12 protein-coding genes are annotated in these 14,567 nt (G+C 44.7%); 8 read left to right on the top strand and 4 right to left on the bottom strand.

The window, feature by feature from the left end; translation table 11 throughout:
* The first annotated feature begins 96 nt into the window (after positions 1–96).
* From ACQY73_RS16075 to ACQY73_RS16090, 4 genes are all read left to right on the top strand, one after another.
* Positions 97–1,632 (top strand): serine hydrolase domain-containing protein, encoded by a 1,536-nt coding sequence (locus tag ACQY73_RS16075; RefSeq protein ID WP_428667878.1) that lies wholly within the window; start codon positions 97–99, stop codon positions 1,630–1,632.
* Positions 1,633–1,763: 131 nt separating this feature from the next.
* Positions 1,764–3,110, top strand: coding sequence for a Gfo/Idh/MocA family protein (locus ACQY73_RS16080; protein ID WP_428667880.1), 1,347 nt, complete (start codon positions 1,764–1,766; stop codon positions 3,108–3,110).
* Positions 3,111–3,263: 153 nt separating this feature from the next.
* Positions 3,264–4,430 carry an AIR synthase-related protein gene (locus ACQY73_RS16085; RefSeq protein WP_428667882.1) on the top strand — a complete coding sequence of 389 codons (1,167 nt, stop codon included), beginning with the start codon at positions 3,264–3,266 and terminating at the stop codon, positions 4,428–4,430.
* 21 nt (positions 4,431–4,451) lie between these two features.
* Complete coding sequence (locus ACQY73_RS16090) at positions 4,452–4,700, top strand: DUF4926 domain-containing protein (protein ID WP_428667884.1); 249 nt, start codon at positions 4,452–4,454, stop codon at positions 4,698–4,700.
* A gap of 131 nt (positions 4,701–4,831) precedes the next feature.
* On the opposite strand, the gene ACQY73_RS16095 is transcribed toward ACQY73_RS16090, so the two are convergent.
* The gene (locus ACQY73_RS16095; protein ID WP_428667886.1) at positions 4,832–5,527 is read right to left on the bottom strand and encodes a DUF3592 domain-containing protein; all 696 of its coding nucleotides are present in this window, start codon (positions 5,525–5,527) and stop codon (positions 4,832–4,834) included.
* Between the two features lie 15 nt (positions 5,528–5,542).
* Positions 5,543–5,845 carry a hypothetical protein gene (locus ACQY73_RS16100; protein WP_428667888.1) on the bottom strand — a complete coding sequence of 101 codons (303 nt, stop codon included), beginning with the start codon at positions 5,843–5,845 and terminating at the stop codon, positions 5,543–5,545.
* A 202-nt stretch (positions 5,846–6,047) separates the two neighbouring features.
* Here ACQY73_RS16100 and alaS point away from each other — a divergent pair, with 202 nt between their 5' ends.
* Together alaS and ACQY73_RS16110 are read left to right on the top strand one after the other, a co-directional pair.
* Complete coding sequence (gene alaS, locus ACQY73_RS16105; RefSeq protein ID WP_428667890.1) at positions 6,048–8,702, top strand: alanine--tRNA ligase; 2,655 nt, start codon at positions 6,048–6,050, stop codon at positions 8,700–8,702.
* A 310-nt stretch (positions 8,703–9,012) separates the two neighbouring features.
* Positions 9,013–10,470, top strand: coding sequence for a PQQ-dependent sugar dehydrogenase (locus ACQY73_RS16110; protein ID WP_428667892.1), 1,458 nt, complete (start codon positions 9,013–9,015; stop codon positions 10,468–10,470).
* Positions 10,471–10,476: 6 nt separating this feature from the next.
* Here the strand turns inward: ACQY73_RS16110 and ACQY73_RS16115 are convergent, their stop codons facing one another.
* Entirely contained in the window at positions 10,477–11,331 is an 855-nt protein-coding gene (locus tag ACQY73_RS16115) for a hypothetical protein (RefSeq protein WP_428667894.1), read from the bottom strand.
* Between the two features lie 74 nt (positions 11,332–11,405).
* Here ACQY73_RS16115 and ACQY73_RS16120 point away from each other — a divergent pair, with 74 nt between their 5' ends.
* Positions 11,406–12,509, top strand: coding sequence for an AI-2E family transporter (locus ACQY73_RS16120; protein WP_428667896.1), 1,104 nt, complete (start codon positions 11,406–11,408; stop codon positions 12,507–12,509).
* Between the two features lie 13 nt (positions 12,510–12,522).
* Positions 12,523–13,635, top strand: coding sequence for an SO2930 family diheme c-type cytochrome (locus tag ACQY73_RS16125; RefSeq protein WP_428667898.1), 1,113 nt, complete (start codon positions 12,523–12,525; stop codon positions 13,633–13,635).
* On the opposite strand, the gene ACQY73_RS16130 is transcribed toward ACQY73_RS16125, so the two are convergent.
* Positions 13,628–14,554: a caspase family protein gene (locus tag ACQY73_RS16130; protein ID WP_428667900.1), complete on the bottom strand. Its 927-nt coding sequence runs from the start codon at positions 14,552–14,554 to the stop codon at positions 13,628–13,630. The two genes, ACQY73_RS16125 and ACQY73_RS16130, sit on opposite strands and share 8 nt — an antisense overlap.
* Between the last annotated feature and the right edge of the window lie 13 nt (positions 14,555–14,567).

Genomic DNA, 14,567 nt, shown 5'->3' on the forward strand with positions numbered 1-14,567 from the left:
TGAAAAGATAGCATAACATCTATTCTCATTTCGGTTACTTTTGTTTATTCATCAATTATTAAAATAGCCCTAATACCAACCATCCTCTCATCAACTATGAAAAATCAATTTTACGGTCTTTTATTTTTGCTGTCTTTCAGCATTTCTACCCTCTTCGCCCAATCCTACAAACCGCCCGTTTTTACCGATGCGGAGCGTCTGAAAAAAATCGAAGCGATATTGCCGACCATTGATAAAATTTACCAAGAACACGCTCAGAAAAGCCACTTCCCCGGATTTACCTACGGAGTGATAGTAGATGGAAAACTAATTCATACAGGAAGTACAGGATATACGGATGTCAGCAAAAAAACGGTAGCGGGTTCTCAATCGCTTTTTCGGATCGCGTCCATGAGCAAAAGCTTTACGACGATGGCCATTTTGCAATTGCGTGATGCCGGCAAGCTCAATCTGGACGACCGTGCCGACAAGTACATTCCCGAAATGAAAAACACCAAATTGCTCACAGCTGATGCTCCTGCCATCACCATCCGTCATTTGTTGACGCACGCAGCCGGTTTTCCCGAAGATAACCCTTGGGGCGACCGTCAGTTGGCCGATACCAATGCCGAATTATTAAAACTGATGCAAAGTCAAGTGGCTTTTTCCAATGCACCGGGCATTGCGTATGAATACAGTAATTTGGGAATTACACTGTTGGGTTATATTATTCAAAAAGTATCGGGCAAAACATATCAGCAATTCATCAACGAAAATATCTTTAAGCCGCTCGGCATGACAAATACCAAATGGGAATATGCCGAAATACCTGCCGATAAATTGGCCCACGGCTATCGTTGGCGCGACGGACAATGGGTAGAAGAAGCACTCCTGCACGACGGCGCTTACGGCGCGATGGGCGGCTTGATCACCTCCATTGAGGATTTCAGCAAATACATGGCGCTGCACTTGGCAGCTTGGCCGCCCAAAGACGATACTGACAATAGCCCCCTCAAACGCAGTTCTATTCGTGAAATGCACCAACCCTGGAACATCAGCGGTTTTGCTCCGCAATTTAAGTACGCAAGCGGACGTCCATGCGGGACTGTATCGGCTTATTGCTATGGCCTCAACTGGATGCGTGACTGCGAAGGCCGCGAATATGTAGGGCACAGTGGCGGTTTACCCGGTTTTGGCAGCAATTGGCGGATTTTGCCTCAATACGGCATCGGGGTTGTAGCCTTTGCCAATCTTACGTATGCTTCTACAGTGCCTATTAATTTACAGGTATTGGATACACTGATTGTCAGCGCCAAACTCAAACCTCGCCAATTACCTGCTTCTGACATTCTCAAAAAACGTCAAAAAGAAATAACACAACTTTTGCCCGATTGGAAAAATGCGGAAGCAAGCGGACTTTTTGCCGAAAATTTCTTTGCCGATTATTCATTGGAAGCATTGAAAAAAGAGTCAGCCGCGTTGTTTGAAAAAGCAGGCAAAATCGTGAATGTGAAAGAAATAATGCCCGAAAACCAACTTCGTGGTCGCTATATTTTAGAAGGTGAAAAGACTGATCTTTGGGTATCGTTTACCCTCACGCCCGAAAACCCTCCATTGATTCAGGAATATCATATCGGGGAGGTGAAAAAATAGTATTCACGCAGAGTCGCAGAGGAGCAAAGTCGCAGAGAAAGAGTACTTTGCTCCTCTGCGACTCTGCGTGAAAAGAATACATTAGATTCTTATCCCCCCCTGCTTTTGCATAGAAAACACACACAAAACCTATGCAAACTTCCCGTAGAGATTTTATTCGTTCGGCGTCCGCATTGGCCGGCACCGGACTCTTTTCATTTGCCCCTTTAGAGATTTTAGCCGGCCAACGCAAACGCGTTTCCGCGCTTGAAAAAGTACACTTAGGTGTGATTGGCTGCAATGGCATGGGCTGGTCTGATTTACGGTCTCACCTTCAATTAAGCGACGTAGAATGCATCGCGCTCTGCGATGTAGACCAAAGTGTTTTGGATCGTCGTTCAGCCGATGTGGAAAAAGCCCAAGGCAAACGTCCGCAGCAATACAAAGATTACCGCAAAATGCTCGAAAATAAAGACATTGACGCGGTCATCATCGGTACTCCCGACCACTGGCATTGCTTGGCTTTGACCGATTCATTGGCGGCAGGAAAACACGTATATTGTGAAAAACCACTTGCCAATTCCATCGAAGAATGTAACATTATGTTGGCTGCGGCCAAGCGTTCCAATAAAATCATTCAGATCGGTCAATGGCAACGCAGTGGCTCACATTATGAAAAAGCCATTGAATACGTGCGTTCGGGCAAATTGGGCAATATCCGTTTGGTGAAAGTATGGGCCTATCAGGGTTGGATGGAACCTGTTCCCGTTAAACCGGATGCTGCCGTTCCTGCGGGCGTGGATTATGATATGTGGCTCGGCCCGGCCAAAAAACGCCCTTTCAATCCCAATCGTTTTCACTTCAATTTTCGGTGGTTCTGGGATTATGCCGGTGGGTTAATGACCGACTGGGGAGTACATGAGATCGACATCGCGCTCTACGCCATGAATGCAAAAGCACCAAAATCAGTAATGGCTTCGGGTGGAAAATTGGCCTATCCCGACGATGCTTCCGAAACCCCCGATACGCTCCAAACAGTGTACGAATACGAAGGTTTCAATATGTTATGGGAACATGCAACGGGCATTGACGGCGGAAACTATGGCCTTACCGAAGGCATTGCATTCATCGGAAACAATGGCACAGTAGTACTGCACCGGGGCGGTTGGATGCTGTATCCGGAAACCAAAACCCAAAACGGCATAAAGGTCTATAAGATCGACGATATTCCTGACCAGGCACGTAACGGTGAATACCTCAACGATCACACGAAAAATTTTATTCAGGCGATCAAAGATAACAATCCAAAAATCCTGAAATGCGGCATTGAAACGGGCAGTATCGCCGCCATCAATGCACACATGGGCAATATTGCGTATAAAACAGGTCGTAAAGTATACTGGGATGCCGCTACCGGCTCCTTTAAAAACGATGCTGAAGCCAATGCGCTCATTAAAGCCCATTATAATAACGGCTGGCAATTGCCGAAAATAAGCTAATCAACGTCGGCGAGGTTTGCGCGTCCCCGTTCTAAACCTCGCCGACGTTTTCCTTCGCTCTTTCGGATTTCAAATCCGAAAGCAGTCTGATACGGGATTTGAAATCCCGTATAGCTTCGTAACTTTGCGTTTCATATTGTGTTTAACCCCATCATGACTGAACGTTACTTCCAACGCGGCGTGTCGGCTTCCAAAGAAGATGTACACCGCGCTATTGCCAACCTCGACAAAGGACTTTTTCCAAAGGCTTTCTGCAAAATTGTTCCTGATACGCTCGCCGGAGATCCCGATTATTGCACCATTATGCACGCCGACGGTGCCGGAACCAAAACCTCACTGGCTTATTTGTATTGGAAAGAAACGGGCGATCTTTCGGTATGGCGCGGTATTGCGCAAGACTCCATCGTGATGAATACCGACGATCTTATCTGCGTAGGGGTCACTGGCCCGATGCTGATCTCTTCGAGCATTGACCGCAATAAAAATAAAATTCCGGGAGACGTAATTGCCGAGATCATTAACGGCACCGAAGAAGTCTTGGAAATGCTTCGCAATCACGGCGTGGAAATTTACAGTACCGGCGGCGAAACCGCCGACGTAGGCGACCTGGTACGTACCATTACGGTCAACAGTACGATCATTGCCCGCATGAAACGCGCCGACGTGATCTCAAACGACAACATAAAAGCAGGCGACGTAATTGTAGGTTTGGCTTCTTTCGGACAGGCTTCCTACGAAACTACTTACAATGGCGGCATGGGCAGCAACGGCCTAACTTCCGCTCGCCACGATGTGTTAGACAGTTACCTTGCTTCCAAATACCCCGAAAGTTTTGACCCTGAAGTACATAGCGCCTTGGTTTACAGCGGTTCAAAACGCTTGACGGATTCAGTCGCTAACGCTCCTGTCAATGTAGGCCAATTAATTCTTTCGCCAACCCGTACCTACGCACCCTTTGCCAAAGCTTTATTGGATGAATTACGCCCCCACATTCACGGCATGGTGCATTGCAGCGGCGGCGCTCAAACTAAAGTCCTACATTTCATTGACAATCTGCACGTTATTAAAGATAATCTATTTCCAATTCCACCACTTTTCAAATTGATTCAGGCAGAAAGCGGCACAAATTGGCAGGAAATGTATAAAGTCTTCAATATGGGACACCGCTTGGAAGTGTACCTTTCCGAAGCTCACGCCCAACGTGTGATTGAAATCGCTCAATCGTTCGGAATTGAGGCCCAAATCATTGGCCATGTAGAAGCAAATGAAGGCAAAAAAGTAACGGTGCAGAGTGAGTTCGGTGAATTTGTGTATGAGTAACCCTGATAAACTTTAGAAAAAATGAAGTTTAACTTATTTTCAACAGTACTATTGGTACGTGATCTGCCGGAATCAGGTTTTTGTAAGGGAGATGTAGGAACTGTTGTTGAATATCTACCCGTAGCGAACGAAAATTCTGATGGTTATATCATAGAGTTTTTTGACAACGAAGGTCAAACTATAGATGCTATTCCCGTCTTGGAATCAGACATTATGTATCCTCATTCTAAAATGGTTGTCAACTATCGTGATTTAGAAAATGTTGCTTAATTAAAGACCAATATCTCTGTATATCGTAACGAATCTCTACTTCCTCACCGTATTTATAATGTTGGGACGTCCCGTATCCGGTTTATTGCGAAACTCGTGCGTCTTACCGTTCGATAATTTTTTCGTAGTATTCAGGCTTTTTCGGGCAAAAAAGAAGTATCTACATAATGCCTTTTTTTCGGGTTGCTCGGGTCATACCATACACGTACAGAACGCCCTTGAACAAACGGTGTCGGGTCGTAAGAGATAGGGTCACTATCGAAGAGATACATTTTTCCATCGGTAGGGTTTAACCACTCCGAGCGCAGGTAATAATGCTTTCGGCCTTTGCTTCGGTTGTATTCAACACGGGCAGGAAGTTCAACGGAAGAGCCGGTCATTTTCACCTCTTCAATCATCTTTCTCCGGCGAATGGAAGCTACCATTGTACCTATACCGATGGCCGTGAATACACTACCCAATCCGGCAAAAATGGCGGCCAAGCCCCACAAATTCCAAAATCCGGTCAGTTTGGCTTCGTTGGGGTCATGGGGATTGTATAAAACCTCTACCTGTTCTCCTCTGTCATAGGGTGCAGGGTTAGAACCTACATCAGAGCGAAACGAAAAGGTTCTTCCTTCGGGAGTTTGGAATTCCACAATGGGATAATACGACCCGCCGCCTTTGCGGGAACGACTGTACTCCAACGCCGTCACCACACCGGACGTTTTTTGGGCAATGGCAACAAACTTTTTTTGACTTTGATACGCATACCAACCGCCCGCTGTTATAGCGATTCCAACCACTGAAAAAATAATACTGACGAACAGTTCAGCCGCTTTTTTCATAAAATCAGCTGTTTTCTAAGGTTTTTTAGGAAGTGGCTTTGCTTCACGACGAAATGGATTGGGCGTTCTATATACACTTCCACTGTCTTGCGTCATTTTTAGGTTTGCATTCGGCATGTTTTCAGGCGATTGTGCCGGTAAAATAGGCATATTGTCGGTTTGCGCGTACACTATGTCCGAGTTTTGAGATATTCGATAGGTATTCGGAGGGGTGTAACTGCTCATCGGAAACGCTTTGTTGGGCATTTTTAATTTTGATTTTTGGGCCCATGCGCTTGAGAAACAGAAAGCTAAAACGGCAGAAAATAGGTATTTCATGGCGTGCAGGTTTTAGATATTTTCTAATGCAAGTTAATCAAAATCAAATCACAATCAGAAACCTACGGCATTTTTCCGTAATTTTGCAGCCCAATAATTTAGGGCAACGGAGGTGTGCTGACAGACGTTAAAAAGATGCTGTTTATCTTTTTAATTATTCACTTCCGACGTCAATTGTCTAACATTCGGTATCAATAAGAAAATGACTTCCCACGAAATCCGCCAAGCGTTTTTAGACTTTTTCAAAAGTAAAGGCCACCTCATTGTGCCATCGGCACCCCTTGTGGCAAAAAATGATCCCACGCTCATGTTCAACAACTCGGGCATGGCGCAATTCAAAGATTTCTTTTTGGGCAACGGCACGCCGCCCAGCAAGCGCATTGCCGATACGCAGAAATGTTTGCGCGTAAGTGGAAAGCACAACGACCTCGAAGATGTAGGTTTTGACACCTACCATCATACCATGTTTGAAATGTTGGGCAACTGGTCTTTTGGCGATTATTTCAAAAAAGAAGCCCTTGCGTGGTCGTGGGAATTGCTTACCGAAGTTTATAAATTACCCAAAGAGCGTATTTACGTGTCGGTTTTTAAGGGCGACGAAAAAGACGGAGTTCCTTTTGACCAAGAAGCGTGGGACATTTGGAAAGGCATGTTGGGCGAGGATCGCATCATTTTGGGCAATAAAAAAGACAATTTCTGGGAAATGGGCGACGTAGGCCCTTGTGGTCCTTGTTCAGAAATTCACATTGACCTCCGCGACCAAGCCGAAATAGATCTCAAATCGGGCAAAGAACTCGTCAATGCCGACCACCCGCAAGTGGTCGAGATTTGGAACAATGTATTCATGCAGTTTGAGCGCAAAGCCGATGGTTCGCTGATTACATTGCCTGCCAAACACGTAGATACCGGAATGGGTTTTGAGCGCCTTTGCATGGCTATTCAAGGCAAAAAATCGAATTATGACACCGATATTTTCCAAAATACCATTCAGGTCATTGAGGAGATGTGCGGCAAGAAATACGGCATCAACGGTACGCTCAATACGACCGACTATACCGACATAGCCATGCGTGTCATTGCCGATCACTTGCGCGCTGTAAGTTTCGCCATTGCCGACGGGCAGTTACCTTCAAACGCCAAAGCGGGTTATGTGATTCGCCGTATTTTGCGTCGTGCCATCCGTTACGGGTATTCGTATTTGGGCTTTACGGAGCCATTTATGAGCCGGTTGGTTCCTGTACTTGCCGAGCAATTTAAAGACGTCTTTCCTGAACTTAAAGCACAGGAAGATTTTGTAACGCGCGTAGTGAATGAAGAAGAAAAAAGCTTCCTTCGTACCTTAGAGGCAGGTATTAAACGGTTTGAACTTATCAGCGCACAAACACCTGCCGGTGGGATTATTGACGGTGAGGTTGTTTTTGAACTGTCAGATACTTTTGGTTTTCCTGTGGATCTAACGGCATTGTTGGCCAAGGAAAAAGGCTATAAAATAGATGAAGCAGGTTATGAAAAGGCCTTGGCCGAACAGAAAAAGCGTAGCCGTCAGGATGCAGCCAAAGAAGCTACTGACTGGGTTGAAGTAAGCGAAGGCGGTGATTTTGAGTTTTTAGGCTATGATACGCTTGAAGCTCCTGCCCAAATTGTAAAATACCGTAAAGTAAAAACCAAAGCGGGTGAAGAATACCACATTGTGCTCGACCGTACACCATTCTATGCCGAAATGGGTGGGCAAGTGGGCGATACGGGAGAATTAGCAGTTAAAAATCAGGAGTCAGTAGTGAGAATAAATATCGTAGATACGAAGAAAGAAAACGATCTGTTCGTTCATATTTCTCGCGATAAAAACCTTGACTCACTACTCACTTCCGGCTCTGCGGTTGTTGCTTCTGTCGATGCTCACCGTCGACAAAACATCATGCGCAATCACACAGCCACGCACTTGATGTTGGCCGGTTTGCGGAAGGTATTAGGAACGCATATTGTACAAAAAGGATCTTACCAAAACGATGATATAACACGTTTTGACTTCTCACATTTTGCCAAAGTAACCGACGAAGAGTTAAAGCAGGTAGAAGACATTGTCAACGCGAAGATCCGCGCTAATATTCCTCAAAGAACCTACGTAAATGTTCCAATCGACGAAGCCATCAAGAAAGGGGCAACAGCTACGTTTGGCGAAAAATACGGTGATTTTGTGCGTGTAGTGGAATTTGATCCTCAGTTTTCGGTCGAGCTTTGCGGAGGTACTCACGTACCGACAACGGGCGAGATTGCCCTTTTCAAATTTACGTCTGAAGGCTCTGTATCGGCAGGTGTACGCCGTGTAGAAGCTGTAACGGGCGAAAAAGCACTGGAGATCGTCAGTAATCAAGCAACAGTCATCAGCCAATTGGAAGTATTGTTCAAAGGGCAAAAAGACGTCGTAAAAGCGGTAGAAAATCTGATCTCGGAAAAGGCTACACTCCTAAAACGCATTGAAGTGCTTGAAAACGAGAAATTGCAACAAACCAAACAAAGTTTGTTGGCTCAGGTAGAAAACAAAGGCGAAATTTCCGTAATTATTGCCCGAGTAGAAGTAGCCAACGCGGACGCCCTTAAATCGTTGGTTTACCAATTGAAAGAGCAACTTACGACTTGTTATATTGTTCTGGGTACAGTATTGAGCGGTAAGCCACAGTTAGCGGTGATGCTTTCAGAAGATTTGGTAGCACAGGGCAAGCATGCCGGTAACATCGTAAAAGAGCTTGCCAAAGAAGTAAAAGGCGGCGGCGGCGGCCAGCCTTTCTTTGCTACAGCAGGCGGCAGCGACGCAAGTAGATTGGATGCGGCCTTGGAGAAAGCAAAAACGATTTTGTAATGTGGTACGGTCGGCCCGACCGTCAGTGGATATAAGATAAAGTAATCTTTTTAAAACAACGGTCGGGTCGACCGTACCACAAAACCTCGGCTTCCCGGTCGAGGTTTTTTTGTTTATAATGATTTTTAATATCCTATAAATATGCAGAAGTGCAATAATATATGCCTTTTTGGAGAAAAAAGAGAAACATTAAATAATATGGATATTTTTATACTTTTTTTATACACCCTTAAACCCTTTATTCCAAAAAATATTCACGAAAGTTATTGTATAATAGCTGCCGATAAGCCTTAACATTATGCCTTTTTGCTTGAAACCATCAAAAATCAGCGCTCTTCTTTCTGCCGTTAAAACATCCCTTACAAAGTATCATTTATCGTTATGCTTGTGTACAGTATTTAACTTAATTTTTACTCAGCTATATTCCCAAGCTCCTACCCTTTCGCTCGAACTATACCAATCAGGATTTAATCGACCCACCGATATTCGCTCAGCAGGCGACAGTCGGCTGTTTGTTTCCGAGATTGGAGGAAAAATCAAAATCATTCAGAACAACACCCTTCTTTCAACCCCCTTTCTGGATATCAGTAGTAAAGTATATGATAAGGAATGGGCGGGCATCAACAGCTTTGCTTTTCATCCTGATTATGCCAAGAACGGGCGATTTTATGTGCTGTATGTACGCAAACCTGACAACGTTGTTCAACTCTCTCAATTCAGAAAAAGTGACGCAGACAGTAATCAGGCAAGTCCAATTGAAACTCCTTTGCTTACCATACCGCACATATTGAATGTAGGGCATCGGGGTGGAGCAATTCATTTTGGACCCGATGGTTATTTATATATCACTACCGGAGACGATGCCGACGGAGGCCGAGGTTTAATAGGTGACCCTCTCAACAATGCCCAAAACTTGTCCAAGCTTTTCGGGAAACTTCTTCGAATAGACGTAAACAGTCATAATAATACGTATGCTATTCCTCCTGATAACCCTTACCAAACAAACAATGACAGCATTCCCGATGAAATTTGGGCACGTGGGCTGCGCAATCCCTGGCGCCTGAGTTTTGACCGCGCAACAGGAGATCTGTGGATGGGTGACAATGGACAGGACGGATGGGAAGAAATTGATTTTTTGGCCAATGGTACACCGGGCGGTGCTAATTTCGGTTGGCGCTGTTATGAGGGAAATCATCGCTATGTACAACCTGTATGTGAGGATTCTACAACCTTGATATTTCCCATCCATGAATATGCCGGCTATGACAACAATGGTGGAATGGGTGAATCAGTTATTGGGGGGGTTGTCTATCGCGGCCAAAAGTTCCCTGCCATGTACGGCTACTACATTTATGCCGATTATATAACCGGAAAATTTTGGACATTGCGCCGAAATCTTAACAATGATCACCAAAATCTGAGCCAGCCCATTACGCTGAACAATCCTGTTTCTTTTGGAGAAGATACATTTGGGGAGTTATATGTCATATCAATCACGAACGGAAATCTTTATAAAATAAAGGCCCAATCGTGTCCTTCTTCTCTGAAACTAACCGCTTTTGACCCTATAAAGAGCAATAATACTTTCAAGGCTGATCATTCAATCAATGCTTCCAATAACATTTCAATCTCGGCCAATGTAATCTATAGCGCTCAAAACTATATTGAATTAAACCCGGGATTTAATGCCCCAAAGGGCAGCATTTTCAAGGCTGAAATCGGTGATTGTCCAAACAATTCATTATCCGGTTCAACAACCCAAAAATAGATGGCACTAATTCACATTCTTTTTGCTCCCCAAAAACATCTCCCCTTTCTCTTCATTGGTAATAATAAAATCATCATTGTTGATGAATAGAATGGCTTCCGTTTGCCCCTGCGCAAATTTTAAGCAATACAGAGGTTTCCGAAAATTCATGCCTTTACTGACGTCGAAAAAGAGAATTTTGCCATACGTCAACAAAGCCAATGTTTTTCCGTCAGGGCTGACATCAGCCGATGTAACCATCGCTTTGCTGTATACACTGTCGATGGGGGATGGTTTGTAGGTGCCCGCAGTATCAGGGATGGCGTACATTTTCACGAGACGATTGCTCGTACTGCGATTTTTGGAAAACAAATACAGCTTATTTTGATGCCAAACTGTGGCTTCACAGTCAAAATTGCGCTGATCGGGCGGGGGGGGGAAGGCTTTTTGATCCGCGTAACTCACATGAATGGCTTCATAACTCGTCAGTTCATTCGGGTTGATTTTATGAATGACCAGATCTTTTCGTTGATTAGTATTATTGCCCAGATCGGCAATGTAAAGGTGTCCTTTATTATCTTGAGCCAGATCTTCCCAGTCTATGTTTTTAAATTGAGGTAATTTCAAAACCATTTTCACCTTTCCTGTATCGTTCACTTCATAGAGTTCAGCGGGATTATCGCCGTCATTGTGCGTCCAAAAAGTACGGGCTTCTTTTCCCAACGCCAACCCCGATGTTTCCCGAAGTTCCGGAGGAAGTTGACCGATCTTAACCATTTCATAGACGCCTTTACCGGTTAAAAACCCCACATTATTACGCTCATTGTGGCAATCACACAAGGCCACACGCAACGTAAAAGCCCACCAAATCAGTTTTTGCATAATAAAATTGAGATTTTTAGATTGTTTCGTCAGGTTTATTCCTAAATTTTCGTGCCATTTACCTTTATGAAATCATGCAAAAGTCTTTTCCTTTTTCTGTGCGATTGGCAGGTTGGTTACTTTCCGCCGTCATTATTGTGTATATTCTCTACATGCTGCGCGAAACTTTGGTTCCCCTGACGTTCTCCGTTCTGTTTTCGGTGTTATTGTACCCTATATGTGCTTTATTGGAACGTTGGCGTTTTCCAAGAATTGCTGCCATCTCTATTAGTCTAATCCTTTTCTTCGCTGTTTTGATCGGGTTGATTTATGTTGCATCCATTCAGATCATCAGTTTTGGAGAAGAACTGCCACGTTTGGAGAAAAAAGCCAACTACTGGATCGACCAAGGGCAGGATTTCTTATCTGATAACTTTGGCATGAGCCGACGTAAGCAAATCTCTGAAGGACGCAAATACCTTACCGAAGCCCTCAAAAACAGCGCCTCTATTCTGACAGGAGCGGTAGCGACCACCACAGGCACGCTGGCTTCGGCGGGCTTAGTGCCATTATTTGTATTCTTTTTCCTCTTGTACCGAGACTTTTTCCGACAGTTCTTTTATAAAATATTTGACAATCGTTACAAACGCCGCGTGGACCAAGCCATTCGGCGGATTTACGAAGTAGTTCAGGGATATTTGGTAGGACTTGTATCAGTCATTTTGATTGTGGGTGTTTTAAACTCTGCCGGACTGCTGATGTTGGGCGTACCGCACGCCATTTTCTTTGGTTTCTTTGCCTCCTGTTTATTATTGATCCCTTACATTGGCTTATTGATCGGCTCGTTGATGCCTGCTTTGATGGCACTGGTGGCACTTGATTCCCCGATGTATGCGCTGGGCGTTTTGGGTGTTTTTGGGGTTATACAGCTATTGGAAGGGAATTTTATTACCCCTTATATTGTCGGCTCCAAGGTGAGCGTTAATCCTTTGGCTTCCATGATCGTTTTGATTTTGGGCGGGCAAATATGGGGCGTGTCCGGTTTGATTTTGGCGCTGCCCATGACGGCCATCATGAAAGTCATTTTTGACTCAGTTGATGCTCTCACTCCCTTTGGTTATCTGCTCGGAGAAGCCGAAGACGGCAAACCTATCAAACTTCCTCTTCCGCCTTCGATGCTTGATGAAATAGCAGACTAAAACCTTATAGGTTTTGAAAACCTATAAGATTTTCGAGTATAAATCACTTATTATCAATTTCTTCGGAATGAAAATATTCTTTTTTGCCTGTTTCGTTTTCGCGATCTCTATTGCTTTTTCCTTTCGAAGAACAACTTCTTCAGTTGTTTTGACGGCGGTTGCACCTAAAGAAAATCTTTCAGAATATGGATTTTTTCAGGGCAAAATGGCCGATCATATTCCCGCTGAAGGGGTCATTCCTTATGCACTGAATACGCCGCTTTTTTCTGATTATGCCGAGAAGCTGCGGTTTGTAAAACTTCCTGCCGGCAAAACTGTTGCTTATAACTTCGACCGAGTACTTGATTTCCCCGTGGGAACCACCATCATCAAAACCTTTTATTATCCCAATGATTTTCGCAATCCCGGCGCAGGAAGACGTATTTTGGAAACGCGCCTTTTGGTGCATGAAGAAACCGGTTGGAGAGCCTTGGAATACATTTGGAACGATGCCCAAACCGACGCATATCTCGAAGTAGCCGGCGAAACCAAAGAAATAAGTTGGGTACATACTGATGGCAAAAAACGCACGATTCAATACACCATGCCAAATCTGAACCAATGTAAGGGTTGCCATAATCGCAACGAACAACTTCAACCCATTGGCCCGTCGGCGCGGCAATTGAACGGAGACTTTCAATATGGCGTGAAAGAAAACCAATTGGTACATTGGCAAAAAGCAGGTATTTTGACAGGAATGCCGGCCATCACTGAAATTCCCAAAGCGCCCGTTTGGAATGATGCGGCGAGTGGTTCATTGGATGCGCGGGCCAGAGCATGGCTGGACATCAATTGCGCCCATTGTCACCGGAGCGAAGGACCGGCCAAAACATCCGGCTTATTATTGAATTATGATGAGACTGATTTGACAAAGCTGGGAGTGATGAAGGCTCCCGTGGCGGCAGGAAGGGGTTCGGGCGGGCGCCAATTTGGCATTGTGCCCGGCCAGCCCGAAAAATCTATTTTATTGTATCGTCTGGAATCCACCGATCCCGGTGAAATGATGCCCGAGTTGGGCCGAAAAACCACGCACACCGAAGGCGTAGCCTTGGTGCGCGAATGGATCAAATCATTAAAGGTCAATTGAGCGTTGCAAACGACAGATTGTCGGGGTATTTACCAAATGCAATGGGAGTTTGATAATATTTCTCAGGCGCATTTTTGGGTAGGCCTTTTCTGGTTTTTGCCTCTACGTTTATTTTTACAAATGCATACAACTCTTTGATCGTCACAACATTGTCATGATTAAAGTCTGCTTCTCCCCGTGCTCCTTTGTCCAAAAAGTAAGTAAAATATCCATGACTGATCTCAAGGTTTTCTCTTGAAGACTGCGTGGATTTTGATGCCATAAAGGCCAACAGTGTTTTGTCTTTGGGCAAAGATGATGCCGACCCGTGTTGACTCGAAATATGGGTTTTCATGCTGCCGGTATTGCACGCATCGGCAATAAAGAAGCGATCACGCGCGCGGCATTCCCGAAAAACACCGGCAATGGTTCTGTATTCCAACATATTGCCTGATGTAGTTGTAACGTCATACGGACAAAGAACCTGATGAGAACCATGACCGGTAAAGTAAAAAATAACGCGGTCGTCGGGGCTGGATTTGCTGAATAATTGGCGCGTTTGGGCTACAATATTGGCTTGTGTAGCTTGACCGTCAATCAATTTTACGATGTTTTCGGCAGGCACATTTCCTCCGGCAGAACTGCGAAGAAAACTGTAAAAGAGATTGGCATCGTCGTCGCAGAAATTCAGATCATACGTTACATTAGGATTCGGACGGCCTTGTGTGGGTCTGGAAGGCAGGTATTTGTAATCCGATACCCCCACGATAACGGCGTAGGTGGTTCCTGCTTTTTTGTTATTATTTTCGGGATCGTTGTTGGTTGCGGTTTCGTTGCCGGTCGCGACAATAGGAGTATCGGAAGATTTCAGCATTTTGTATCCGAAGTAGATTCCCCCGGCCACGACCAGAAAAATCAAGGCATTTAGTATCGTTTTCATAGATTTTAAGAGG

The organism is Runella sp. (assembly GCF_965279615.1).
In the GTDB taxonomy this organism is placed as follows: domain Bacteria; phylum Bacteroidota; class Bacteroidia; order Cytophagales; family Spirosomataceae; genus Runella.

Coding starts and splice junctions, on each gene's coding strand:
- alaS (WP_428667890.1), top strand. CDS start 6,048: ATGACTTCCCACGAAATCCGCCAAGCGTTTTTAGACTTTTTCAAAAGT.
- ACQY73_RS16120 (WP_428667896.1), top strand. CDS start 11,406: ATGCAAAAGTCTTTTCCTTTTTCTGTGCGATTGGCAGGTTGGTTACTT.
- ACQY73_RS16095 (WP_428667886.1), bottom strand. CDS start 5,527: ATGAAAAAAGCGGCTGAACTGTTCGTCAGTATTATTTTTTCAGTGGTT.
- ACQY73_RS16075 (WP_428667878.1), top strand. CDS start 97: ATGAAAAATCAATTTTACGGTCTTTTATTTTTGCTGTCTTTCAGCATT.
- ACQY73_RS16130 (WP_428667900.1), bottom strand. CDS start 14,554: ATGAAAACGATACTAAATGCCTTGATTTTTCTGGTCGTGGCCGGGGGA.
- ACQY73_RS16100 (WP_428667888.1), bottom strand. CDS start 5,845: ATGAAATACCTATTTTCTGCCGTTTTAGCTTTCTGTTTCTCAAGCGCA.
- ACQY73_RS16085 (WP_428667882.1), top strand. CDS start 3,264: ATGACTGAACGTTACTTCCAACGCGGCGTGTCGGCTTCCAAAGAAGAT.
- ACQY73_RS16115 (WP_428667894.1), bottom strand. CDS start 11,331: ATGCAAAAACTGATTTGGTGGGCTTTTACGTTGCGTGTGGCCTTGTGT.
- ACQY73_RS16090 (WP_428667884.1), top strand. CDS start 4,452: ATGAAGTTTAACTTATTTTCAACAGTACTATTGGTACGTGATCTGCCG.
- ACQY73_RS16080 (WP_428667880.1), top strand. CDS start 1,764: ATGCAAACTTCCCGTAGAGATTTTATTCGTTCGGCGTCCGCATTGGCC.